At 76.2% G+C, this 22,357-nt stretch carries 23 protein-coding genes and 1 pseudogene; 17 read left to right on the top strand and 7 right to left on the bottom strand.

What is annotated here, in order from left to right; all coding sequences use genetic code 11:
• Nucleotides 1-227 precede the first annotated feature (227 nt).
• The 6 genes and pseudogenes from FVA95_RS23160 to FVA95_RS23135 form a co-directional block, all read left to right on the top strand.
• A pseudogene (locus FVA95_RS23160) lies at nucleotides 228-1,208 on the top strand (pyruvate dehydrogenase); the annotation flags it as partial.
• 68 nt (nucleotides 1,209-1,276) lie between these two features.
• On the top strand, nucleotides 1,277-2,065 hold the full coding sequence (locus FVA95_RS23155) for a sugar phosphate isomerase/epimerase (RefSeq protein ID WP_149666032.1): 789 nt from the start codon (nucleotides 1,277-1,279) through the stop codon (nucleotides 2,063-2,065).
• Complete coding sequence (locus tag FVA95_RS23150) at nucleotides 2,062-3,159, top strand: ABC transporter substrate-binding protein (protein WP_149666031.1); 1,098 nt, start codon at nucleotides 2,062-2,064, stop codon at nucleotides 3,157-3,159. Before FVA95_RS23155 ends, FVA95_RS23150 begins: the two co-directional genes overlap by 4 nt.
• Nucleotides 3,156-4,169, top strand: a complete 1,014-nt coding sequence (locus FVA95_RS23145; protein ID WP_240051678.1) for an iron chelate uptake ABC transporter family permease subunit — start codon at nucleotides 3,156-3,158, stop codon at nucleotides 4,167-4,169. The genes FVA95_RS23150 and FVA95_RS23145 overlap by 4 nt, the downstream gene beginning before the upstream one ends.
• On the top strand, nucleotides 4,166-5,245 hold the full coding sequence (locus FVA95_RS23140) for an iron ABC transporter permease (RefSeq protein ID WP_149666034.1): 1,080 nt from the start codon (nucleotides 4,166-4,168) through the stop codon (nucleotides 5,243-5,245). Before FVA95_RS23145 ends, FVA95_RS23140 begins: the two co-directional genes overlap by 4 nt.
• Nucleotides 5,242-6,039, top strand: a complete 798-nt coding sequence (locus tag FVA95_RS23135; protein WP_149666030.1) for an ABC transporter ATP-binding protein — start codon at nucleotides 5,242-5,244, stop codon at nucleotides 6,037-6,039. The genes FVA95_RS23140 and FVA95_RS23135 overlap by 4 nt, the downstream gene beginning before the upstream one ends.
• A 187-nt stretch (nucleotides 6,040-6,226) precedes the next feature.
• On the opposite strand, the gene FVA95_RS23130 is transcribed toward FVA95_RS23135, so the two are convergent.
• On the bottom strand, nucleotides 6,227-7,468 hold the full coding sequence (locus tag FVA95_RS23130; protein ID WP_149666029.1) for an MFS transporter: 1,242 nt from the start codon (nucleotides 7,466-7,468) through the stop codon (nucleotides 6,227-6,229).
• 158 nt (nucleotides 7,469-7,626) lie between these two features.
• On the opposite strand from FVA95_RS23130, the gene amiA reads away from it, so the two are divergent.
• The 5 genes from amiA (at nucleotide 7,627) to FVA95_RS23110 (ending at nucleotide 12,523) form a co-directional block, all read left to right on the top strand.
• The gene (amiA, locus tag FVA95_RS33540) at nucleotides 7,627-7,746 is read left to right on the top strand and encodes a streptamidine family RiPP (protein WP_020625778.1); all 120 of its coding nucleotides are present in this window, start codon (nucleotides 7,627-7,629) and stop codon (nucleotides 7,744-7,746) included.
• A 100-nt stretch (nucleotides 7,747-7,846) separates the two neighbouring features.
• Nucleotides 7,847-8,659: a hypothetical protein gene (locus FVA95_RS23125; protein WP_240051677.1), complete on the top strand. Its 813-nt coding sequence runs from the start codon at nucleotides 7,847-7,849 to the stop codon at nucleotides 8,657-8,659.
• A complete protein-coding gene (locus FVA95_RS23120; RefSeq protein WP_149666027.1) occupies nucleotides 8,656-10,170 on the top strand; it encodes a CocE/NonD family hydrolase in 1,515 nt (504 codons plus the stop codon). Before FVA95_RS23125 ends, FVA95_RS23120 begins: the two co-directional genes overlap by 4 nt.
• On the top strand, nucleotides 10,167-11,528 hold the full coding sequence (locus tag FVA95_RS23115; RefSeq protein ID WP_240051676.1) for a YcaO-like family protein: 1,362 nt from the start codon (nucleotides 10,167-10,169) through the stop codon (nucleotides 11,526-11,528). Before FVA95_RS23120 ends, FVA95_RS23115 begins: the two co-directional genes overlap by 4 nt.
• Nucleotides 11,525-12,523 carry a hypothetical protein gene (locus FVA95_RS23110; RefSeq protein ID WP_149666026.1) on the top strand — a complete coding sequence of 333 codons (999 nt, stop codon included), beginning with the start codon at nucleotides 11,525-11,527 and terminating at the stop codon, nucleotides 12,521-12,523. Before FVA95_RS23115 ends, FVA95_RS23110 begins: the two co-directional genes overlap by 4 nt.
• 19 nt (nucleotides 12,524-12,542) lie before the next feature.
• Here FVA95_RS23110 and FVA95_RS23105 read toward each other — a convergent pair whose 3' ends face one another.
• Nucleotides 12,543-13,520 carry a proteasome assembly chaperone family protein gene (locus tag FVA95_RS23105; RefSeq protein ID WP_020624380.1) on the bottom strand — a complete coding sequence of 326 codons (978 nt, stop codon included), beginning with the start codon at nucleotides 13,518-13,520 and terminating at the stop codon, nucleotides 12,543-12,545.
• A gap of 147 nt (nucleotides 13,521-13,667) precedes the next feature.
• Here FVA95_RS23105 and FVA95_RS23100 point away from each other — a divergent pair, with 147 nt between their 5' ends.
• Nucleotides 13,668-14,966: a nitrate/nitrite transporter gene (locus FVA95_RS23100; protein WP_149666025.1), complete on the top strand. Its 1,299-nt coding sequence runs from the start codon at nucleotides 13,668-13,670 to the stop codon at nucleotides 14,964-14,966.
• A gap of 185 nt (nucleotides 14,967-15,151) precedes the next feature.
• On the opposite strand, the gene FVA95_RS30965 is transcribed toward FVA95_RS23100, so the two are convergent.
• Nucleotides 15,152-15,940, bottom strand: coding sequence for a PadR family transcriptional regulator (locus tag FVA95_RS30965; RefSeq protein ID WP_161992400.1), 789 nt, complete (start codon nucleotides 15,938-15,940; stop codon nucleotides 15,152-15,154).
• A gap of 186 nt (nucleotides 15,941-16,126) precedes the next feature.
• Here FVA95_RS30965 and FVA95_RS30960 point away from each other — a divergent pair, with 186 nt between their 5' ends.
• Entirely contained in the window at nucleotides 16,127-16,465 is a 339-nt protein-coding gene (locus FVA95_RS30960) for a hypothetical protein (protein WP_161992399.1), read from the top strand.
• Between the two features lie 99 nt (nucleotides 16,466-16,564).
• On the opposite strand, the gene FVA95_RS23085 is transcribed toward FVA95_RS30960, so the two are convergent.
• The gene (locus FVA95_RS23085) at nucleotides 16,565-17,062 is read right to left on the bottom strand and encodes a MarR family winged helix-turn-helix transcriptional regulator (RefSeq protein ID WP_149666022.1); all 498 of its coding nucleotides are present in this window, start codon (nucleotides 17,060-17,062) and stop codon (nucleotides 16,565-16,567) included.
• Nucleotides 17,063-17,181: 119 nt separating this feature from the next.
• Here FVA95_RS23085 and FVA95_RS23080 point away from each other — a divergent pair, with 119 nt between their 5' ends.
• Together FVA95_RS23080 and FVA95_RS23075 are read left to right on the top strand one after the other, a co-directional pair.
• Nucleotides 17,182-17,625, top strand: coding sequence for a CBS domain-containing protein (locus tag FVA95_RS23080; protein WP_149666021.1), 444 nt, complete (start codon nucleotides 17,182-17,184; stop codon nucleotides 17,623-17,625).
• A gap of 122 nt (nucleotides 17,626-17,747) precedes the next feature.
• Nucleotides 17,748-18,143 (top strand): YkvA family protein, encoded by a 396-nt coding sequence (locus tag FVA95_RS23075; protein WP_020624642.1) that lies wholly within the window; start codon nucleotides 17,748-17,750, stop codon nucleotides 18,141-18,143.
• Here FVA95_RS23075 and FVA95_RS23070 read toward each other — a convergent pair.
• A complete protein-coding gene (locus tag FVA95_RS23070; RefSeq protein WP_149666020.1) occupies nucleotides 18,119-18,586 on the bottom strand; it encodes a hypothetical protein in 468 nt (155 codons plus the stop codon). The two genes, FVA95_RS23075 and FVA95_RS23070, sit on opposite strands and share 25 nt — an antisense overlap.
• A gap of 177 nt (nucleotides 18,587-18,763) precedes the next feature.
• On the opposite strand from FVA95_RS23070, the gene FVA95_RS23065 reads away from it, so the two are divergent.
• The gene (locus FVA95_RS23065; RefSeq protein WP_149666019.1) at nucleotides 18,764-19,969 is read left to right on the top strand and encodes an RtcB family protein; all 1,206 of its coding nucleotides are present in this window, start codon (nucleotides 18,764-18,766) and stop codon (nucleotides 19,967-19,969) included.
• Nucleotides 19,970-20,090: 121 nt separating this feature from the next.
• Here FVA95_RS23065 and FVA95_RS30955 read toward each other — a convergent pair whose 3' ends face one another.
• Nucleotides 20,091-21,437: a hypothetical protein gene (locus FVA95_RS30955; RefSeq protein ID WP_161992398.1), complete on the bottom strand. Its 1,347-nt coding sequence runs from the start codon at nucleotides 21,435-21,437 to the stop codon at nucleotides 20,091-20,093.
• The gene (locus tag FVA95_RS23055) at nucleotides 21,434-22,048 is read right to left on the bottom strand and encodes an ATP-binding cassette domain-containing protein (RefSeq protein ID WP_205015948.1); all 615 of its coding nucleotides are present in this window, start codon (nucleotides 22,046-22,048) and stop codon (nucleotides 21,434-21,436) included. The genes FVA95_RS30955 and FVA95_RS23055 overlap by 4 nt, the downstream gene beginning before the upstream one ends.
• Nucleotides 22,049-22,140: 92 nt before the next feature.
• Here FVA95_RS23055 and FVA95_RS23050 point away from each other — a divergent pair.
• On the top strand, nucleotides 22,141-22,357 hold a 217-nt coding region (locus FVA95_RS23050; protein ID WP_193564260.1), incomplete at its 3' end, for a sigma factor-like helix-turn-helix DNA-binding protein.

The raw sequence follows: 22,357 nt of genomic DNA, 5'->3' as shown, positions 1-22,357 counted from the left end.
GTGAACAGCTTCAACAAGCCGTCCGGGCCGGTCAGTTCCAGCCCCCGCGCTCGGGCGTCGGCCACCATCGCCGCTGCGGCGGCCTGCTCGGGCGAGAACCGCCGACCCGAACCCGTCTCGTTCTCAGCAGAGCCCATAGGGTCTGATGTCATCACTCACAGTGCCCATCCCGCCGGACGCTGAGGTCCGGCGTGTCGGGCCGGAACCACCGTTCGTTGCACAGGCCCAACAAGGTCGGCGTCTGGTCCACCGCGGAGCGCAAGGACTGGTTCGACGACGACCCCGAGACGATCCTGCACTGGCGCGAGCGGCCCACCGGTCAGCACCTGGAGCTGGGGATCGCCGAGGGCAACCTGGTCGGGGCGCTGGGGGAGCTGGGCGCCACCTGGTCGCGCTGGGGCCGTCCGGTGCTGCCGATCGGGGTGCTCTACGACCCGTTCGTCGAGCGCGCGCTGGAGCCGTGGTCGTTCGGGATCTACGCCGGCGGGCAGTCGATCCTGGTCGGCACCCCGTCCGGGGTGTCGCTGGCCCCCGAGGGCGGCGCCCACCAGTCGGTGACGACGCCGTCGGTCGGGCTGGAGCAGCCCGGCTGCGTGACCTACGAGCCGGCGTTCGCGATCGACACCGAGTGGACACTGCTGGCGTCGCTGGCCCGGCTCGGCCGCCCGGACGGCACCAGCGCCTACCTGCGCCTGTCGACGCGGCCGGTGGACCAGAGCCTCGCGGCGGTCCCCGCCGACCCGGCCGCGCGCGAGCGGCGTCGTCGCCAGGTGGTCGCCGGGGCCTACCCGCTGCGCCGCGCCGCGGGCACACCCGCGCTGACCATCGCGGTGGCCGGGGCACCGACGACCGAGGCGCTCGCCGCCGCCGACCGGCTGGCCGAGCTCGGCCACGACGTCGACGTCGTCGTGGTGACCAGCCCGGGTCTGCTGTTCGACGCGCTGCAGGCCCGCGCCGGGCGCCCCGCCCGACCACAGGCCGAACCGTGGATCCTGGAGTCGGCGTTCCCCGCGCGCCGGGCCGCTCCGCTGGTCACCCTGCTCGACGGGCACCCGCACACCCTCGCGTTCCTCGCCGGGGTCAACCGGGTCCCGGCGACGCACCTGGGCGTGCACCGCTTCGGGCAGTCCGGCGACCTGGCCTCGGTCTACGCCCACCACGGGCTCGACGCGGACACGGTCGTGGCGGCCGGGCTCGACCTGCTCTAGGAGAAATCGGACACCGGGTGACGTACGTCGCTGGCTCGCGCAAACGACAATGACTACGGTTACCGACCATGCTGCTTCTGGGGTTGGCGTCGGTCACCTTCCGTGAGAGATCCGTACCGGACGTCGTGCGCCTGGCGGTCGACGCCGGGTCCGAGGTCGTGGAGTGGGCCGGGGACCGGCACGTCCGTCCCGGTGACCGGGCCGCGGCGTCGGCGGCCCGCGGTGCGTGCGCGGGCGCCGGGCTGCGGATCGGGACCTACGGCAGCTACCACAAGGCGGGGGCGTCGGACCCCGACGCGTTCGCCGCCGTCGTCGCGACGGCGGCCGAGCTCGGCGCCCCGCGGGTACGGGTCTGGGCCGGGACCGCGGCCTCGGCCGACGTGTCGCCCGCCGAGCGCGCCGCCACGGTCGACGCGCTGCGGCGCTGCGCCGACGCCGTCGCCGAGCAGGGGATGGGACTGCTGGTGGAGCACCACGTCGAGTCCCTCACCGACGGGCTCGACACCGCGCTGGCGCTGCGTGCCGAGGTCGACCACCCGGCCCTGGTGACCCACTGGCAGCCGCGCGAGCTGCCCGACACCGACGCCTGCCTGGCCGAGGTCCGCGCGCTGCGCCCGCGGACCGTGCACGCGTTCTCCTGGGGGGCCGACGGCTACACCGAGCGGCTGCCGCTCGCCGACCGCGCCGACCTGTGGGCCCCGGTGCTCGCCGAGCTCTCCGCCCAGTCCCGCGAGGACGGCACCGACACCGAGGTGCTGCTGGAGTTCGTCCCCGGCGACACCGCCGCCTCCCTGCTCCGCGACGCCGCCGCGCTGCGCGACCTGCGGGCCGGACGCGACCTGGCCGGTGCGCGATGAGCTGTCACCCGGACCCCCGTCCCGTGCCCGCCGGTGCGGGCGACCAGCCCGCCGCGGCCCGAGCCGCCGCCTCGTGCCGATCCGCCCGGTCCACCGCGGCCCGGGTCTCCCGCGTCGCCGCGGTGCTGCCGGTCGCGGTGGTCGCGCTGCTGCTCGCCGGCTGCGGCGGGTCGGCCGCACCCGCCCCGCAGACGCCCGCCGACCGGCCCGCCGTCAGCCGCGACGTCGCTCCGCTGGAGCCCGCGCTGTCGGTCACCGACCCCCGTGGCACCACCGTCACCGTGCCGGCCCCGCCGAAGCGCATCGTCTGCCTGACCGGCCTGTGCGACGACATGGTCGTCGAGCTCGGCCTCACCCCGGCCGGCACCTCCACCCCGGCCCTGCTGAAGAACCCCGTGCTGCTCGGCGCCCGCGCCGCGCAGGTCCCGACGGTGAAGGGCAGCTTCGGCAGCGAGGACGTCGAGTCCATCGCCGCGCTGCGTCCCGACCTCGTGATGGGGCTCGGCGGTGTGCACGAGCCGCTGCGCGCGGCGATCGAGCGGTTCGCCCCGCTCTGGCTGGTGCAGCCCACCACCTGGGAGGAGTCGGTCGGCTACCTGCGGAACCTGGGGTCGCTGACCGGCCGCACCGCCGAGGCCACCGCCGGGGAGCATCGCTTCCGCACCACCCTGGCCGACGGTGTCGAGCAGGCCCGCGCCACCGGCAAGGCCGATCGGAAGGTGCTGCTGATGTACGGCAGCGCCGACACGATCGGCGTCGACACCACCGACACCGTCAACGGGAACCTGCTCGCGACGCTCTACGACTACCCGTTCGTCCCGCGTGGCGCCGACGTCGAGACCGCCAGCACCTACAGCGTCGAGGAGATCCTCGCCCAGGCCCCGGACGTCGTGTTCGCGTTCTCGCTGCTGTTCTCCTCCGCCGACCGCACCCTCACCGACCAGCTCGCCGACAACCCGGTCTGGCAGCAGGTCCCGGCCGTGCAGGCACGCCAGGTGCACGAGATGGACCCGCGGCTGTGGGGCAGCGGGCGCGGCACCCGCAGCCTCGGTGCGATGGTCGAGCAGTCGCTGGCCGTGGTCCCCGGGCGGTGAGACGGCTCCTGGTCCTGCTCGCCGCCGCGCTCGGGGCGGTGCTGCTCGCCGTGCTGGTCCTCGGGACCGGCACCCCGGCCGTCGCACCGCACCGGCTCCCGGCCGTGCTGGCGGCTGCGGGCGGGGTCGAGCACGTCGTGGTCACCGAGCTGCGGGTGCCGCGGCTCGTGCTCGGCGTGCTCACCGGCGCGGCGCTCGGGCTGGCCGGGCTGCTCCTGCAGGACGGCCTGCGCAACCCGCTCGTCGTCCCCGAGCTGCTCGGGGTCTCCTCCGGGGCGGCCGCGGCGGTGGCGATCACGATCGTCACCGGGGTCGCGGTGCCCTTCGCGCCGCTGCTGCCCGCGGTCGTCGGGGCCGTCGTCGGGGGCGGGCTCACCCTGCTCGCGATCCGCGGCGCCGTCGGCCCGGCCGCGGTGCTGCTCATCGGCGCCGGGGTGGGCGCGGCGCTGCAGGCGCTGCTGCTCGCCGCGGTCGCGATGACCGGGTCCACGGAGCAGGGCGTGCTCGTGCGCTACCTGCTCGGGTCGCTCACCGGCACCACCTGGGCCGCCGTGACCCCGGTGCTGCCCGCGCTGGCGGTCGCGTTCGTCGCGGCCGTCGCGGTGCTGCCGCTGCTGGGGCCGCTGCGGCTCGGCGACGACGCCGCCGCGGCACTCGGACTGCGCACCGGTGCGGCCCGGGCCGCGGTGCTGGGGGTGGCCTGCCTGCTCGTCGCCGCCGTCGTCGGCCCGGCCGGGCCGGTCGCCTGGGTCGGGTTCCTCGCCCCGCAGCTGGTGCGGGCGCTGCACCCGGCGGCCCGGCCGTTGCCGTGCGCGGTGGGCTGCGCCGGGGCGGGGGCGGCGGTGGTCGTCGTCGCGGACCTGCTGGCCCGCACCGTGCTGTACCCGGTCGAGCTGCCGGTGGGCGGGTTCACCGCCGGGGTCGCGCTCGTCGCGGGCGGGCTGCTGCTGGCGTGGCGACGTCCGCGGGCCGCCCGCACGGCCCGTCCCGGCGCGGTGGTGGCCCGGTGAACCGGCCGGCCGGGCGGGGGACGGTCGGCCGGGTCGCGACGGTCGCGTCCCGGTTCGCCCTCCTCGGGACGGCCGCCGCGGCCGCGGCCCTGGCGGGGCTGTTGGTCGGCACCGCGGTCGGTCCCGTCACCGCCCTCGCGGCGCTGGCCGGGACCGCGGACCCGCTGGCCACCGACCTCGTCGTGGGTCTGCGGATGCCGCGGGTGCTGGTCGGTCTCGCGGCCGGTGCCTGCCTCGGCGTCGCCGGGACGGTCCTGCAGGCGGTGCTGCGCAACCCGCTCGCCTCGCCGGAGGTGACCGGGGTGGGGTCCGGCGCGGTGCTCGGCGCGGTGCTGGGGACGGTGCTCGGCGGCCCGGTCGGCACCCCGCTGGGTGTGCTCGTCGTGGCGCTGCTCGGCGGGACCCTCGGTGGCGGTGTGCTGTGGCTGCTCGCCGGCCGGGCCGCCGGGCCGGGCACCGCGGACCCGCTGCGCCTCGCCGTCGTCGGGGTGCTGGTGTCGGCGGTGCTCGGTGGGACGACGTTGCTGCTGCTCACCGCCCGCCCGCAGCTGGCCGGGTCGATGGTGCGGTGGCTGGTCGGCTCGCTCAACGGCCGCGGCTGGGAGCACTGGGACGCGCTGTGGCCGGTCGCGCTCACCGCAGTGGTCCTCGCGGTGCTGCTCGGCCCGGTGCTCGCCGTGCTCGGCGTCGACGACGACCACGCCCGCGGCGTCGGCCTCGCGGTGTCCGGGTGGCGCTCGGCGGCGGTGCTGCTGGCCGTGCTCGCCACCGGCGGGGCGGTCGCGGCGGTCGGGGCGCTCGCGTTCGTCGGGCTGCTCGCCCCGCACCTGGCCCGGGCGGTGCTCGGGTCGCGGGGCGCGGCCGATCCGCGGCTGCTGGTGCCCGCGGCGGCGCTGGCCGGGGCCGGGACGGTCGCCGCGGCCGACGTCGTCGCCCAGCTGCTGACCGCGCTCGCCCCGGCCGGTGACCGGCCGATCGGGGTCCCCGCGGGAGCGGTGACGGCGGTCGCCGGCGCGGTGGTGCTCATCGGGATCGTCCGCCGACGGTCCCGCACGACGGTGGGAGGTGCGCTGTGACGGTGCTCAGGGCCGAGGGGGTGACGGTGCGCTTCGACGGGCGCACCGTGCTCGACGGCATCGACCTGGCGGTGGGCCGCGGACAGTGGCTGTCTCTGGTGGGGCGCAACGGCTGCGGCAAGACGACGCTGCTGCGGGTGCTCGCCGGGTTGCACCGGCCCGATGCGGGCTCCGTGCACCTGGTCGACCGGCCGCTGGCCGGGACCCCGCGCCGGGAGGTCGCGAAGCGGGTCGCGGTGCTCCCGCAGGCACTGCCGCCGCTGGGCGGGGTCACCGTGCGGGCACTCGTCGCCCAGGGCCGCTACGCGGTCCGCGGGCCGCTGGGCATGCTCGGCGGAGGTGCCGACGCCGCGGTCTCCGACGCGCTGGCGGCGACCGGCACCCAGGTGTGGGCCGACACCCCGGTCGAGCTGTTGTCGGGTGGGGAGCGCCAGCGGGTGCGGATCGCGCTCGCCCTGGCCCAGGACGCCCCGGTGCTGCTGCTCGACGAGCCCACCACCTACCTCGACGTGCGTCACCAGCTGGAGGTGCTCGACCTCGTCCGGGAGCTGCAGGTGCAGCGCGGGCTGACCGTCGTCGCGGTGCTGCACGACCTGGCCCAGGCCGCGCGGTGCGCGGACCGGATCGTCGCGCTGCGCGACGGGCGGGTGCACGCCGACGGGCCGCCCGCCGACGTCGTCGACGAGGGGCTGCTGGCCGAGGTGTTCGGGGTGCGCGGGGTCGTCTCGACCCACGAGGGGCGCCTGACCTGCAGCTACCTGGACTCCACCCCGGGCCGGCCCGTCAGCGCCTGACGGCCCACCCACCCTGCCGGGCGTGGCGCGCCGACGACCGGGGCGCCACTTCCGGGCGGGTCGTCGGTGCAGCGACGTGCACGTTTCCGCCCCTGCGAGGGCGGAAACGTGCATCTCGCCGGTCGGGCGCGCGTCGGGATCGGTGCTCCCGGCGCCGGGCCGGGGTGTCCCGGACGGGGTCGTCCGGTCAGCCGCGGGCGGCCCGGCGCAACGGCGGCGTGAGCCAGGCCAACGCGACCCCGGCGGCCAGCACCGCGGCCCCGGCCGCCAGCCCACCGCGCGGGCCGGCCGGTGTCGTCGCCACCACCCCGGCCAGCGCCGCGCCGGCGGGGGTGCCGAGGCCCCAGGACAGCATCCGCGCCGTCGTCGAGACCCGGGCGCGGGCGTGCTCGGGGGTGACCTGCAGCCGGTAGGTGACGGCGTTGAGCACGACCGTCGAGTAGGCCGCCCCGAACGCGGTGGCGGCGAGCAGCGCAGGGACCCAGTGCGTCGCCGCGACCACGGCGACCGCGCAGGCCAGTGACACCGGCAGCCCGGCCAGCGCCAGCCGGGCCCCGCCCCAGCGCTCCGACAGCCGGGGGACCAGCCGGGCCGCGGCCAGCCCGCCGACGCCCCAGCAGGCGAACAGCAGGCCGAGCCGGGCGTCGCCGTCGGCGCGGATGCCGAGCACCCGGTCCGCCCACGGGACGGTCATCGCGAGCCAGGCGCCGCCCGCAACGGCCTGAGTGGCGCCGACGAGGGTCAGGGTGCGCACGACCGGGTTGCCCCACAACATCGACAGGCCCTCGCGGACGTCGGCGAGCATCCGGGTCGGTGCGCGGGTGCCGGGCCCGGGGGACAGGCTCCCGGCGATCGAGCGGATCAACAGCGCGGAGGCGACCGCGGTGAGCGCGGTGACCGACAGCAACCCGGCCGGGGCCAGTGTCGCGACCGCGAGCCCGGCCAGCGGCGGCACGAGCAGCTCGACGACGGTCGTCGCGCCGTAGAGCGTGGAGAACGCCGCGGTGATCCGGTCCGGGCCGACCAGCGTGGGCAGGGCGCCGAAGTTCGCGGCGTCGAAGAAGACGAAGCCGGTCTGCACCGCGACCGCCGTGCCGAGCACCTGCCACGGGGTGAGCACTCCCGCCCACCACGCGAGTGGGATCCCTGCCAGCACCAGCCCGCACGCCAGGTCGACGCCGACCATCAGCCGCCTGCGGTCGACCCGGTCGGCCAGCGCGCCCGCGAACAGCCCGAACAGCAGGTACGGCAGCGCCTCCGCGGTCGCGATCGCCGCGGTCCACGCGGGTGAGCCGGTCAGCCGGTAGACGAGCACGGGGAGCGCGACCGCCGCGACCAGCGACCCGGCGACCGCGACGACGCGGGCGGTGAGGTAGCGGCGGAGATCGGTGCGTTCCTGCGCGGGGGCGGTCGGGGCCGTCTCGCTCACGAGGTCCTTCCGTCGGGGTTGCGCGAACCATAGTGTGAAACGAGAGTCATCTCCAATAGCCGCGACGAGAGATGCGCCACTGTTGAAAATCGATGTCGATTGTGACCAGGATGTGATGGTCCGGAACCGGACGATGTCACCCACTGGAGGAGAAAACGATGAAGGACATCTTCACCGAGCTCGAGGCCGAGCGCGCCCTGCCGCACAACTCCGCGAGCCACTCCAACGCCCTCGTCGAGAACCCGTTCGCGACCGAGCAGGCCGCCGAGCAGGAGTGACACCCGCCGCGGGCCCGGCACCGGAGACGGTGCCGGGCCCGCGGTCTGCCGTGACCGACCGACGGACCAGGGAGTGCCAGTGGAACGACTGCGACCGGGCGTGAGCGTCTTCGAGGTCCCCGGACGGGGCTCGGCGCTGCGGGAGGCGTCCGGCCGGCTGCGCGGGGTCGACCTGCCGCGCGGCACGGTCGAGGCACTCACCCGCTGGTTCGACGGCGCCGACCCGGTGCCGCCGCCGGGGCTCGACCCCGAGCGGGGCGCGTTCGCCGCGGCCGGCTACCTGGACGAGACCCCGCCGCCGCGGACCGCCACCGTGACCGTCGCCGGGCGGGGTGCGCTGGCCGACGCGGTCGCCGCCGCGCTCGCCGGGCCGGGGGTGCAGGTCCGGCGCCGGGACCTGGACTCCCTCGCCGCAGTGCTCGTCGGCGAGACCGGCACTGAGACTGATACTGAGACTGGTATCGGCACCGATGCGGTGTGCGCCGTCGCGGACGGGCCCGCGCCGGCCGCCTGGACCGCGCTGGACACCCTGCCCGCGCACGGGACCGCCTGGTTCCGGCTCGCCGTCGAAGGACGGCACGGCATCCTCGAACCCCCCGCCGTGCACCCCGGCGACGCCGGGCACGCCGACGTCCGTGCCCGCCGGCTCGCCGCGGCCGGATCCGGGCACCCGCACCTGCTCGCCTACTGGGACGCCGCCCCCGACGCCCCGACCGGTCCCGGTGACCACGCCCTGCTGGCCGCGCTGCTCGCCGCCGACGTCCGCGCGTGGATCGCGGGCCACGACACCCCCGCGACCGGCGACCTCGTGCCGGCAGCCCTGCCGGCACGACGCCGTCTGCGGGTGGTCGACCTCGACACCGCCGCGATCGCCGACCACGCGCTGCTGCCGGTGCCCGACAGCGCGCCGTGACCGGGCCCGACCTCACCGAGCCGGACCCGACGGCGCCGGACCTGACCGGGCCCCACCTGACCGAGCTCGACCTGCCCGGCGCGGACGGCGTCCGGCTCGCCGCCACCCTCGTCCGCCCCACCGCCGCGACCTGGCCCGCCGTGCTCGTCCGCACCCCCTACGGCCGCGAACGGCTGCTGCCCGAGGCCCGCGGCTGGGCCGCGCACGGGTTCGGCTGCCTCGTCGTCGACGTCCGGGGCCGCGGCGGCTCGACGGGGGAGTTCCGGCCCTACGCCCACGAGACCGACGACGGCGTCGCCGTGCTCGCCGCCCTGCGCGCGATCCCCGGCTGCGACGGGCGGATCGTGCTGGCCGGCGCGAGCTACGGGGCGCACTGCGCGGTCGCCGGCGCCCTCGCCGACCCCGAGGTGTGCGGGGTGCTCGCCGCGGTCCCCGCGCTCGGGCCCGGGGAGACCGCCCGCGAACCCGGCGGTGCCGCCCGGCTGGCCTGCCGGATCGGCTGGTGGTCCGAACACGGTGGACCCGGACACGGTGCGGGTGCTCCGCGCGTCGCCCCGTCGGCGGCCGCGACGCTGCCGGTCACCGCGGCGCTGACGCCGGCCCCGACGGGCTGGCCCGAGCTGTGGGACGCACCCGAGGAGACGCCCTGGCTGTGGGACGGGATCGCGCGGGCCGCGATGCCCCTGCTCGCCGTCGGGGGCACCGCGGACCCGTTCGCCGCCCGCACCCGGGAGCTCGCCCGGCGCTGGGGCGGGCCGTCCCGGCTCGTCCTCGGGCCGTGGGGGCACGAGCTCGACGCCTCCGCCCCCGGCGCCGTCCTGGCCGGACGGCGGATCGGCGCGGTCTACGCCGCCTGGGCCCGCGCCGCGGTCGGGAGCCCACCGCGGGGGCGCGGCGCACTCGTCGCGGTGGGGGAGAGCGGGCGGTGGGTGCGCGCCGGTGACGGCCCGATGCTCGCGGTCGACGCCGTCCCGTCCGGTGGGTTCCCGGTCGCGTTCGTCGCGGACCCGGAGCGGCCGGTGCGGTCCCGGCCGCCGGGCGCGCCCGTCCCCGCCGCCCCGGACCCCGGGCCGGACGCCCACCGGGGCGACCGGGTCGTCGCCCACACCCCACCGCTGCCGGCGGGTGCACTCGCCGGGCCGCTGGTCGTCACCGTCACCGGTGACACCGACGCCCCCGACGCCGACTGGGTCGTGCGGATCGGGCTGCGCAGCCACGACCTGGTCACCGCCGTGCACCGCCGGCGCGGCCCGGCACCGCGGGAGGTCGTCGTCACCACCCCGCCGGTCGGTGCCGCGCTCGACGAGGGCGACCGGTTGCGCGTCGAGATCGCCGGGCACCACTGGCCCGCGCACGCCCGCAACCCGCACACCGGGCAGGACCCGGCGCACGCGACGGAACTGCGCGCCGACCACCGCACCGTGCACGCACTGCGGCTGGACCTGCCGCACGTCCGACCCGGCCGCGACGAGGTCGCCGCGGCCGCCATCCCCGAGGAGGTCACCCTGTGACGGCACCGACCGTTCCCGTACTGCCGGTGGAGGCGCTGGTCGACCCGCTGAGCGGGATCGTCCGCCGGCTGGTCGACGTCGCCCCCGTCCCGGGGCTGCCCGCGGCCTACACCGCCGTCACCGCGGAGGTGTCCGACGCGCGTCGGCTCGGCGCCTGGCCCGCGGACCGGGTCAGCCTCGGCACCACCTTCGGCGACCGCGACGGCGCCCGCACCGCCGCGCTCGGCGAGGCGGTCGAGCGCTACTGCGGCAACCGCGTCCCGCGCGACCTGCCGCTGACCACGGCCGCGGAGCTGCGCGCCGCGGGAGACCGGTGCTGGGGCCCCGAGGAATTGCCGCTGCTCGCGCCCTGGCAGGACGGACGCCCCTACCTGCGCTTCACCGACGACCTGCCGATCCGCTGGATCGCCGGCGTCGAGGCCGACGGGGAACCGACCTGGCTGCCCGCCTCCTGGGCGCTGCTCAACCACCACAGCGGCGCCCGCCGCGACGAGCCCCGCTTCCACCACCTCAACTACGCCGGCATCGCCACCGGCGCCGGCGCCACCGACGCCCACCGCCGCGGCCTGCTCGAGCTCGTCGAACGTGACGCGCTGGAACGCTGGTGGCACCTCGGCCTGCCCTCCCACGGCATCGACCTGGCCTCGGTCCCCGGGCTCGACGCCGCGCTGGCCGGGGCCGCGTTCGACGTCCACCTCGTCGAGCTGCCCACCGAGTACCCGGCCGCCGTGGTCGGGGCCGTCGTCGTCGACCCGGAGACCGGGATCGTCGCCGGGGGCGGCGCCGCCCGCTTCGACGCCGCCGAGGCCGCCACCAAGGCGGTGCTGGAGGCCGTGCACACCTGGGTCTTCACCCGCGGCCTGCTCGACCCCGACGGCTGGGTGTACGCCTCGATCGACGCCGGGGTCCTCGCCCGCGGCCTCTACCTCGACCACCGCGCCGACCGCCACTACCGCGACGACGCGGGCGAGCGCTACGCCGCCGTCCGCGACCTCGGCGCCCAGGTGCAGGTGTGGCTCGACCCCCGCGTCCAGGAGGAGCACCTGCCCCGGTTCACCACGCCCGCGACCCACGGCCCGCTGCGCACCGGCCCCGCCGGTGACCTCGCGTCGCTGACCGCGGCGCTGCTCGCCGACGGGCACCGCATCGCCCGTGTCGACCTCACCACGCCCGACGTCGCCGAGACCCCGTGGCGGGTGGTCCGCACCTGCGCCACCGGGCTCGTCCCGAACGCGCCCGCCGCGTTCCGCTACTGGGGGTTGCCCCGCTGGCGCGACACCGCCCGCGCCCACGGCCTCGACCTCGACCCGGCCGCCGGGCCCGACGGGCTGGTGCACTGCCCGCCGCCGTTCCTGTGACGGCGCCGATCCAGGACCCCGCCGCGGCGTTCCGGCTCGCCTGGTCCGGTGCCGACCCGGGCCCCACCGACCACACCACCCGCCCCGCCGAGGCGGCCACCGCGACCCGGCCGGTGCCCCTGGCCCGCGACGGTGACGGCACCGGTGCGCTGCTCGCGCTGTCGCTCGCCGCCGACCCCGACCGGGTCGTCGGCGGGGTGCGGCTGCGCCGGGTGCCCTCGGCGGGCGGCCGCTACCCGGTCGACGCCCGGGTCGGCGGCCGTGTCCACGACCCGCTCGCGCACGCCCTCGACGGCGGACCCGCGACCCCGGACCGTGCCGCCACGGACCGTGCCGAACCGGACGGCCACACCGACGTCGTCCTCGACCTCGTCCCCGAGCGGACCGTGTGGCGCTACGGCCCCCGCTCGCTGCTGGTGCTGCTGCTCGACCTCGGCCACGCGGCCGCGGCCGTCCTCGCCGCCGCAGCGACCCTGCGCCGGCCGCGCACGGCCCACCTCGTCCCCGACGGCGCCCGTTCCCGCGTCGTGCTCACGACCGGCCCCGGCCCGGACGACGCCGTCGGGCTGGGCGCCAGCGCGGACCCGCACCCGGCGGCGGTGCTCCGTGCGCGCCGCTCGGCGCCGTTCGAGAACCTGCGCCCCCCGGTCGCCGACCCCGGACTCGACGGGGTCGCCCGGACCCGGCTCGGCGCGGGACAGCACGCCGCCGTGCTCGGCGCGGGCCACCCGCTGCTGGCCGCGCTGACCCGGCGGGCCTGCGGGCTGCCGGACCTCACCGGCGTCGGCGGGCTGCTCGTCGTCACCGGGGACGTCGACCCCGGCCCGGACACCGTCGCCCAGCACGTCCGGGCCGGCCTCGCCGTGCACGACGCCTGGCTGGCCGCGGCCGCGGCCGGGCTCGCGGCCCGGCCGGTCGGCTGCTGGGTCGAGGCGGTGCTGCGCGGCCCCGGCGGCCGGGGCCGGGTGCAGCACGCCCTCGCGCTCGGCGGCTGAACCGCCAGCGGTGGACCGGTCAGGTCGCGGGCGGCAGCGGGGGAGCCGGCGGCTCGTGCGGCGGCTCGTCGTCGCCGGACTTCCCACCGGGCTTGTCGTCGCCCCCGCCGGCGAGGAACCGCTCGAACTCCGCGGCCAGCTCGTCGCCACTGGGCAGCTCGCCGCCCTCCAGACCGTCCCGCAGGTCACCGGACTCCCGGGCCGCGACGACCTGGTCGTACTGCTCCTCCAGCGCCGAGACGACCTGCCCGACCTCCTCCGACCCCGCCATCTGCTCGGCGATCTCGGACTCCGCCTGCTCGGCGGCACGGGTCAGCGTCTCGGTCGGCAGGTAGAGCCCCGCCGACAGCCCCGCGTGGTCCAACAGCACCCGCGCGGCCTGCGGGTACGCCGAGCGCGACAGGTAATGCGGCACGTGCACGGCGTAGCCCACCACGTCCTGTCCGGCCTGCCCGAGGCGGTACTCCAGCAACGCGGCCGCGCTGCCCGGGACGTCGGCGGTCGCGAACCACGGGGTGTGGCCCTCCACCAGCTCCGGGCGGGTGCCGTGCGCGGTCACCCCGATCGGACGAGTGTGTGGCACGGCCATCGGGATGCCCTGCAACGTGATCACCAGCCGGACCCCGAGCTGCTCGACCAGCAGCCCGACCGCGGCGACGAACCGCTCCCACTGCATGTCCGGCTCCGGACCGGCGAGCAGCAGGTACTGCGTGTCCCCGGTGTCGGTCAGCGCGACGACGTCGAGCTCCGGCGGGTCGTAGTCGGCCCAGCGGTCGGTCTCGAACCGCAGCGGCGGGCGTCGCGACCGGTAGTCCACGAGCTGGTCGACGTCGAACCGGGCCACCCGGACCGCCTCGCGCTCGTCGGTCAGTGCGCCGACCGCGAGCGCACCCGCGTTGCCGGCGTCGACGAACCCGTCCAGCACGACGATCAGGACCGGCTCGTCGAGAGCCGGCGCGGCCGGGTCGACCTGGTACAGCTGAGCGGGATCGAGCACCGGCGTCCTCCGAGTCGTGGCGTGCACCGCGACCCTATCCGGAGCCCCCCACCGGCTGCCCGGTCACCATGTGACCACCGACCCCGTGTGACACGGCCCTGCCGGGACACCCCGGACAGCCGGGATGGACCAGAATGGCCGTTCGTCATGCACTCGTCACGTCGCGCTTACCTCGTCTGGTCCGTCGGTCTGTTCGCCTACGTCGTGGCGGTGCTGCAACGCAGCTCCTTCGGCGTCTCCGGACTGGAGGCGGCCGACCGGTTCGATGCGTCCCCGACCGTGCTGGCCGGCTTCCTCGTCCTGCAGCTGCTCGTCTACGCCGCCCTCCAGGTTCCGGTCGGGCTGCTCCTCGACCGCTTCGGCGCCCGCACCATGGTGCTCGCCGGCGCCGTCACCATGACCGCGGCGCAGGTGCTCGTCGCCGTCGCCACCTCGCTGCCGCTGGCCGTCGCCGCTCGGGTGCTCGTCGGCGTCGGCGACGCCCTGACCTTCATCTCGGTGCTGTCGGTGCTGTCCACCTGGTTCCCGCCGCGCCGGGTTCCGCTGATGACACAGGTCACCGCCCTGCTCGGCCAGTTCGGTCAGGTGCTCTCCGCGATCCCGCTCGCCACCGTCCTGCACGCCTACGGCTGGACGACGGCGTTCCTGTCCGCCGCCGGGATCGGTGTCGTCGCCGCGGTCGCGGTGCTCGCCGTGTTCCGCGACCGCCCGCCCGGCAGCCCCGCCCCGGCGCCCGCGAGCAGCCCCCGCGAGGTCCTCGACGGCCTCACGGGCGCCTGGGCCCACCCGGGCACCCGGCTCGGGCTCTGGTCGCACGCCGGCACCCAGTTCTCCGGCCTGGTGTTCGCGCTGCTCTGGGGCGTGCCCTACCTCGTCGCCGGGCAGGGGATGAGCCCTGCCGGTGCGTCGGTCATGCTGACCCTGCTCGTCCTCGTCGGTGCCGTCGTCGGGCCGGTGTTCGGCGAGTTCACCGCCCGCCACCCGCTGCGCCGGTCCTGGCTCGTGCTGTCGGTCATCGGCGCGACCGCGCTGGTGTGGACGGTCGTGCTGCTCGTCCCGCCGCCCGCGCCGCTGTGGCTGCTCGTGCTGCTCGTGGTGGTGCTCGCCGCGAACGGCCCCTGCTCCGCGGTCGGCTTCGACTACGCCCGGACCTCCAACCCCGCGCATCGGCGCGGTACCGCCGTCGGGATCGTCAACGTCGGCGGGTTCACCGCCTCGCTCACCACCACGCTGCTGGTCGGGCTCGTGCTCAGCATGTCCGGCGGCTACACCCCCGAGGCGTTCCGGCTGGCCTGGCTCGTGCAGTTCCCGATCTGGGCACTGACCGCCGTCGCGGTCGTCCTCGCGCGACGCAAGGCCCGCCGGGTCATGGCCGCCGAGGGCACCGTCGTCCCGCCGCTCCGGGAGGCGCTGCGCCGCAACCGGCGCCGGAGACCGGTCCGGTAGACGACGACGGGGGCGGGACCCGATCGGTCCCGCCCCCGTCCCCGCCGGGCGAGCTGCTCACCCGGTGCGATCCGCTCGTCCGGCGGGTCTCACACCGTGCGACCTGCTCGTTCGGCAAGCCTCACACCGTGTGGTCTGCTCGTTCGGCGGGCCTCACTCGGTGTGGTCTGCTCGTTCGGCAAGCCTCACTCGGCGAGCAGCCGGTACAGCGCCTTGCGCGCCTCGGTCAGCGCCTCGGTCGCGGACGCCACCTGCGCCTCGGAGCCGGCCTCGGCGACCTGCCGCGCGGCGGCGGCGAGCCGGCCGAGCTCGGTGACCAGACCGGTCGCCGGGTCGGACTCGGCCTCCTCGGCGTCCTCGGTGAACGGCGCCCACACCGCGTCGAGCTCGGCGCGGTGCTCCTCGACGTGCCGGGTGCCCTCCTCGGTCAGGTGCACGACCCTGCGGCCCTCGGTCTGCTCGGAACGCACCAAACCCTCGTCCTCCAGCTGGGACAGCATCGGGTAGACCGAGCCGGGGCTCGGCTTCCACTGCCCGCCGGAGCGGCCGGTGATCTCCTGGATGATCTCGTAACCGTGCCGCGGGCCGTCGGCGACGACCGCGAGCACCGCGGTGCGCACGTCGCCGCGGGCACGCTTGCCGCGGCGGCCGCGATGCCCACCCGGGCCGAAGCCACCGGGGCCGAAGCCGCCGGGCCCGAACCCGCCCGGGCCGAAGGGGCCGCCGGGGCCGAACGGCCCACCGGGGCCGAAGCCCCGCCCGTCAGGGCCACGTCCTCGGCCGCGGGTGCGGCCCCGGCGGTGGCCGGGTCCGCCCTCGTGGCGGGTGTCGTCACGGTCGTCGCCGTGGAAGTCGGGGGTGTCGTGCATGGCTGCCTCCTCCGGGCCGCAGGGGAACCCGGCGCCGCGGTGGCCCCGGGGGTGTCGGTGGGTGCGGGGCCCGAACGGGCTCCGGAACATGTCGTGCGTGGTCATGACGCGTGGTCCTCTCGTCGTGAGCCTCCCTCTTCGATCGGCTCGTGTGCCATCACGATATATCGCGACTGCTCGCCGATGCAACATGGACTGCCCAGGAATCTCCTGAGGGTGCGCGGGGCGGCCCGCGGCGGGTTCACTGTCCCGGCGGGTCGGCGGGCGGCCCGCCGGACGTGAGGGGGATCCGTGGGGCGTCACGACGCAGGGGCCGGTCCGGCCGGCGAGGCACCGGAGGACACGGCCGAGGAGATCGACCTCAGCGAGGTCTCCGCCGAGCAGCTGCGGGACCGGCTCTCCGCACGGTCCGACGGCCGCGACGACCAGGTCGTCGAGGCCGCGCGTGAGCTGCGGGCGAGCCTGGACCGGCTCGGCGAGGGGTTGGCGGCACGGCGCGCGGCGCTCGTCGGACGGGCGGGGGGGGGGATCGCTCGGGCCGCCGTCCCCTACGTCGGCAGCGTCGTCGCCACCGGAGTGGGGGCGGTGCTGGTGGTGCGGCGGGTCCGTCGTCCACGCCGCAGCCGGTAGGTCGCAGTCGGGTGGTACGGCGCGGTCCGACCCGGGTCGCTGCGGGTCGGCGGCAGCCGAGTTCGGCGCGCACCCGCATCAGGGCGAAGCCCGGCAGGTTCAGCTCTGGCCGGCGGTCCGGTGCGCCGAGGTCGGGGGCGTCGGCGGGCCTGCCGCGTCGGCCAGCGCGCCCAGCAGTTCCGCCGCACCCGCCCGTCGCTCGGGCGGCACCCGGTCCAGCAGGTCGGCGACCGCAGCGCGCCGGTGGGCGTCGATCTCGCCGATCAGCTCCCGTCCGGCCGGGGTGAGCTCGACGAGCAGGTGTCGTCGGTCCTCCGGGTCGGGTCGACGGTCGACCAGGCCGGCCCGGCCGAGTCGGACGAGGACGCGGGTGGCGTTCGACGGGTGGACGTCGAGCTCGCGCCCGACCGCGGCGACGTTGGTCTGCCCCGCCTCGGCGATCAGCATGAGGACCCGCAGCTGGGGCACGGTCACGGTGCCCCCGGCCGCCGCCACCGCGCGCACGCTGATGCCGGTGAACGCGCGCGCGAGCGCCAGGCCCGCCTCCACCGCCGCGCCGTCCGGGTGATCCCGATCTCGGTCGTCCGTGTCGGTCATCCCCGTCCACCTCCCTCACCAGCGATCTTTACCCCGCGCTGACCGTTGCGTCGATCAATCTTTGCCATTGCACAACTACTGCGCAAGCGCAACAATAGGGCCGTCGAAGGGAGAGTTCCATGAAGGTGTCGGACATCCTGCGGATCAAGGGCGACACGGTGCAGACCGTGTTGTCGTGGAACACCATCGCCGAGGCCGCGACCCGCCTCGCCGGCCCGCCGGCGATCGGCGCGCTCGTCGTCTCCGACGACGGCCGTCGCGAACGCGTCGACGGGATCGTCTCCGAACGCGACATCGTGCGCCGGCTCGCCACCGACGGCGCCGGCCTGCTCGACCTCACCGTCGGCGACATCATGAGCCGGCACGTCGTGACCTGCTCGCCGGAGGACTCGCTCGCCGACGCCATGGGTCTGATCAACCGCTGGCGGCACCGCCACCTGCCCGTCGTCGACGGCGGGCGGCTCGTCGGGATGATCAGCATCGGTGACGTCGTCAAGCAGCGGCTGGCCGAGATGAGCACCGAGGCCGGGGTGCTGCGCGACATCTACCTGGCCTCGCACTGACCCGCGCTGGCCTCGCACCGACCCGCACTGACCCTGGACGGCGCGACCGCCCCGGGTCGTCCCCGGTGTGACGTGACCGTTTCGCCGGGAACGACCGGGGCGAGCCGTGCGTTGGAGCGGACATGACTGCAGCGAGTGCCACCGCAGGTCGCCGCGCCGGCCGCACGGCCGCGTTCGCGACGCTCTTCCGTGCCCTCACCCGTCGCGGCCGCCCCGGCGAGCCCGGACCCGTCGAACGGTTCCGGGCGCTGCCCGCCATGGTCGGCGACGCCTGGCGCGGCACCTACCCGCACCTGGGCCGGGGCCGGGTCGCCCTGTTCCTGGCCGCGCTGGCCTACCTGGTGTCGCCGGTCGACCTGGTGCCCGAGGCGTTCCTGACCGTGTTCGGCCTCGGCGACGACGCGATCGTCGCGATGTGGCTGGGTGGGGCGCTGCTGGTCGAGGCCGACCGCTACCTCGGGTGGCGGCGGACCGCACCGGCGGTCGTCGACGGTCAGGTGCAGGTCGACCGGACGTAGTCCCGGATCCGCTGTGCGGCGGCCTGGTACTCCGGGTCCGTCCGTTCCTGGGCGATCCCCGGGTCGCGGGCGACGGCGAGGGTGTCCCCGCCGTTGGCCTCCAGCAGCGCCAGCTGACGCTCGACGAGCTGGTCCACCCGCTCGAAGTCCGCGCGGATCTCCTGCGGTGCGAGGGAGGTGACCTGCTGGTTCGCCCGCCGCACGTTCGCGGTGACCTCGCCGACGTCGGAGATCGAACGGCCGATGCCCACCCCGCTGAACGGCTGGGTCGCGGTGCGGCTGGCCTCGACGGCGTCGCAGAACGGACTGGAGGGACGGTTCTGGGTCGTGGTGACCGGGCGGAACGAGCTCGGCTGGGTCGCCAGCGAGCTGCCGCAGCCCGCCACCAGGAGCAGGGCCAGTACCGCCGGGACGAGCAGTCCTGGCCGCCGTACAGCCGTCATCCCCGATCCTCCGCTCACCGGCCGGGACGGTGCCCGATCCGTGAGTGAAGTCTAGGTCGCGGGGTGTGAGGTGGATGTCGTGGCCTGCGAAACCCGCTCGCCGGGGACACCCCCGATCGGCGATCCTCGTTCCTCCCGTGGCACACGGCCGCGGGACGAACGAGAAGGAGTCGAGGCGTGTACACCCTCACCGGCACCGCGGCGCCGGTTCGTCTGTGGACGGACCCGGAGACCGTCGAGCCGGGCGCACTGACCCAGCTGCGCAACTGCGCGGCACTGCCGTGGACCCACGGGGTCGCCGTCATGCCCGACGTCCACCAGGGCTACGGCGCGACCGTCGGCTCGGTGGTGGCAATGCGCGACGCCGTGTCGCCGGGAGCGGTCGGCGTCGACATCGGCTGCGGCATGTCCGCGGTGCGGACCGACCTGACCGCCTCCGACCTGCCGGACTCGCTGTCGCGGGTCTGCGCCCAGATCGAGCGCGACGTCCCGGTCGGCCGGGCCGGGCACCGCGACGGCCCGGACCTGGCCCGCCTCGGGATGGACGACGAGCTCGACTGGGCCGGGTTCTGGCGCGGCTTCGACCAGCTGCACCATCTGCGCGACGCGTCCTGGACGAGTGAGGACAAGCTGCGCGGCAAGGCACACCAGCAGCTCGGCTCGCTCGGGGGCGGAAATCACTTCGTGGAACTCTGCCTCGACGGTGACGACCGGGTCTGGCTGATGCTGCACTCCGGGTCGCGGGGGATCGGCAACATCCTGGCCAACCTGCACATCGAGAAGGCCAAGGCGCTGCCGCACAACCAGGAGCTGCCCGACCGCGACCTGGCCGTGTTCCTCGCCGGCACCCCGCAGATGGCCGCCTACCGGGCCGACCTCCAGTGGGCGCAGGAGTACGCGCGGCTCAACCGCAGGGTGATGATCGAGCTGTTCAAGGCCGCACTGGTCCGGTCGCTGGGCCGCCCGATCGGCTTCGAGCCGGAGGTGTCCTGCCACCACAACTACGTGGCCGAGGAGACCTACGACGGCGTCGAGCTCATCGTGACCCGCAAGGGCGCCATCTCCACCGAGGGAGGCCGCAAGGGGATCATCCCCGGCTCGATGGGTACCGGGTCGTTCATCGTGTCCGGGCTGGGGAACGAGCAGGCCTACCGGTCGGCCTCGCACGGGGCCGGGCGCCGCATGTCGCGGGGCGCGGCGCGCCGGCAGTTCTCGGTCGCCGACCTGCAGGCCCAGACCGAGGGCGTCGAGTGCCGCAAGGACGCCGGTGTGATCGACGAGATCCCCGGCGCGTACAAGGACCTCGACACGGTCATGGCGCAGCAGACCGACCTGGTCCGGGTGGAGCACCGGCTGCGCACGGTGCTGTGCGTGAAGGGCTGAGACGGCCCTGACGGCGGCGCTGACGTCGGCCCTGACGACGGTGCTGACGGCGGCGGGGCCATCCGGTCCCGCCGCCGTCACCGTCGTGCGTGACCTGGGACCGTGACGGCCCGCCGCGGTCTCATCCGCGCGACGCGGTCCGGACGAAGCCGGCGCCTGCCACGAGGGCGACCGCCAGCGACACCGCCACGGCGAGGGCGGCCCGGTCCGGCGTCGTCGCGGAGAGGGCCCAGGCCGCGGGTCCGGCCAGCCACAACGGTGTCGCGGCCAGGACGCTCCCGCCGAACAACACACCACCGGTGACGCCGAGCAGCCCGGCCACCGCCGCGACCGCGACGTGCAGCCGCACCTGCAACCACAGCGTCACCGCCAGCACCGCCCACCCGAGCGGAACGGCGACGGCCAGATGCAGCGCCGCGTCCCCGACCGGGGCGCCGGCCACGACGAGCAGACCTGCCACCACCACCGTCACGACGACCACCACCGCTCCCAGCACGGCGAGTAGGTCCCGCGGTGCGTGGGCGCCGCGGGTGAGCACCACCCGCCACGCCGGTTCCTGTGCCTGCCACGCCAGGATCGCCAGCGCGGCCGAGCCACCGGGCAGGACGGCGAGCCCGAAGACCGCCACCACTCGTTGCACCGGGTACACCACCGCCACCGCGACCAGTACGAGCAACGCCGCCCCGGCCAGCGGGCCGATCGCGGTGCGGCGCAGTGACGTCGCCACCGCGATGACCGGGCCGGGCCGGAGCGGCCCGGACACCGCCGCCGGGACGAGGACCGCCGCCAGCAGCACCGAGGCGAGCACCGGCGGCCACCACGGCAGCGACCACACCGGCGAGCCCGGTTCCAGCGGGACCCCGTTGAAGTGGACGCCGATCAGCGGCAGCACCGGGCGCACCGCCCAGGCCGGTGGCACGAGCCACCATGTGTCGGACTCCGCGGACACGGTCCCCACCACCTGCCAGGCGACACCCAGCCCGACGACCGGCCAGGGCCCGAGCAGGCGGGCCGCCGCCGTCGCCGCGACCAGCCAGCACAGGCCCCCCGCCCACACCAGCAGCGCCGCCGAGGTGAGCACCGCCAGCGGCGGGGCGCCGAACCCGAGCACCATCCCGGCCGGTGTGTAGGGCAGGAACACCAGCAGCGACGCCGCCAGCGACAGCCCCGCCAGGACGACGAGCCGGGCCGCCCGCGTCGCCGACGGCCGGGTCGCCCGCCACCTGGTCCCGCCGCCGCGTGAGCGCCGTTCCCGCCGCTCGACGAACGCCACCAGCAGCGCGACCAGGACCGCCGCGAATGCGGTGACGTACCCGACGTGCCACATCAGTAGCGACGACCAGCTCCGCTGCCGCGACACCAGCAGCTGCCCGGCGACCGACAGCAGCGCGACGACCGGCCCCACCCACAGCAGGTACGCGGGGGTGCTGCGCCGGGTCCGCAGCAGCTCCGCCCGCAGCACGCTCACGCTGGCACCTCCGGCCCGGTCCCGCGGGTCAGGGCGAAGTAGGCGCGCTCCAGCTCGCCGTCGGGCGCGAGGCGGGCCAGCGGCCCCTCGTGCACGAGCCGCCCGCCGGACAGGACACCCACGTCGTCGGCGGTGCGGGCTACCTCGCCGAGCTGGTGGGAGGACAGCAGCACGGTCCGTCCCCGCGCGGCGAGACCGCGGATCAGCTCTCGCAGCTCGACCGCACCCTCCGGGTCCAGCCCGTTCTGCGGTTCGTCGAGCAGCAGCAGCTCGGGGTCGGTCAGCAGGGCGATGCCGAGCGCGAGCCGGGTCCGCATGCCGGTGGAGAACCGCGACGCCCGACGACGGCCGGTGCCGGAGAGCCCGACGAGGTCGAGCACCTCCTCGACCCGGCTCCGGGAGGTGCCGGTCAGCAGGGCGTGCACCCGCAGGTTCTCCGCGGCGGACAGATGGCCGTAGAGCGCCGGACCGTCGAGGGTCGCCCCGACCCGCGCGAGCATCGTGTGCCGCCACGGCTCGCCGAACAGCGTGACCGAGCCCGACCGCGGCCGGCGCAGGCCGAGCAGCACCCGGAACGTGGTGGACTTGCCGGCGCCGTTGCGGCCGAGCAACGCGTAGATGTGATGTCCAGTGTCGACGACGGCCTGAGACTGACCCCCTGACGTCGGATTGGGATTGACCCCTTCTGGGCGACGCTGAGGGGGTGTTGTCGGTGGAGGACTGGTCCGAGATCCGTCGTCTGCATCGGGCGGAGGGTGTCCCGATCAAGGAGATCTCCCGCCGGCTGGGAGTCGCGCGGAACACGGTGCGTTCGGCGCTGCGGGCGCCGGGCCCACCGCGGCGGGAACGGGGCCCGCGGGGTTCGCTGGCTGATGCGGTCGAGCCGCAGGTGCGGGCTCTGTTGGCGCAGTTCCCGCGGA

The organism is Pseudonocardia sp. EV170527-09 (genome assembly GCF_008369905.1).
Lineage (GTDB): Bacteria > Actinomycetota > Actinomycetes > Mycobacteriales > Pseudonocardiaceae > Pseudonocardia.
The sequence above is the reverse complement of the archived record's forward strand: the minus strand, read 5'-3'. Positions and strand labels throughout refer to the sequence as shown.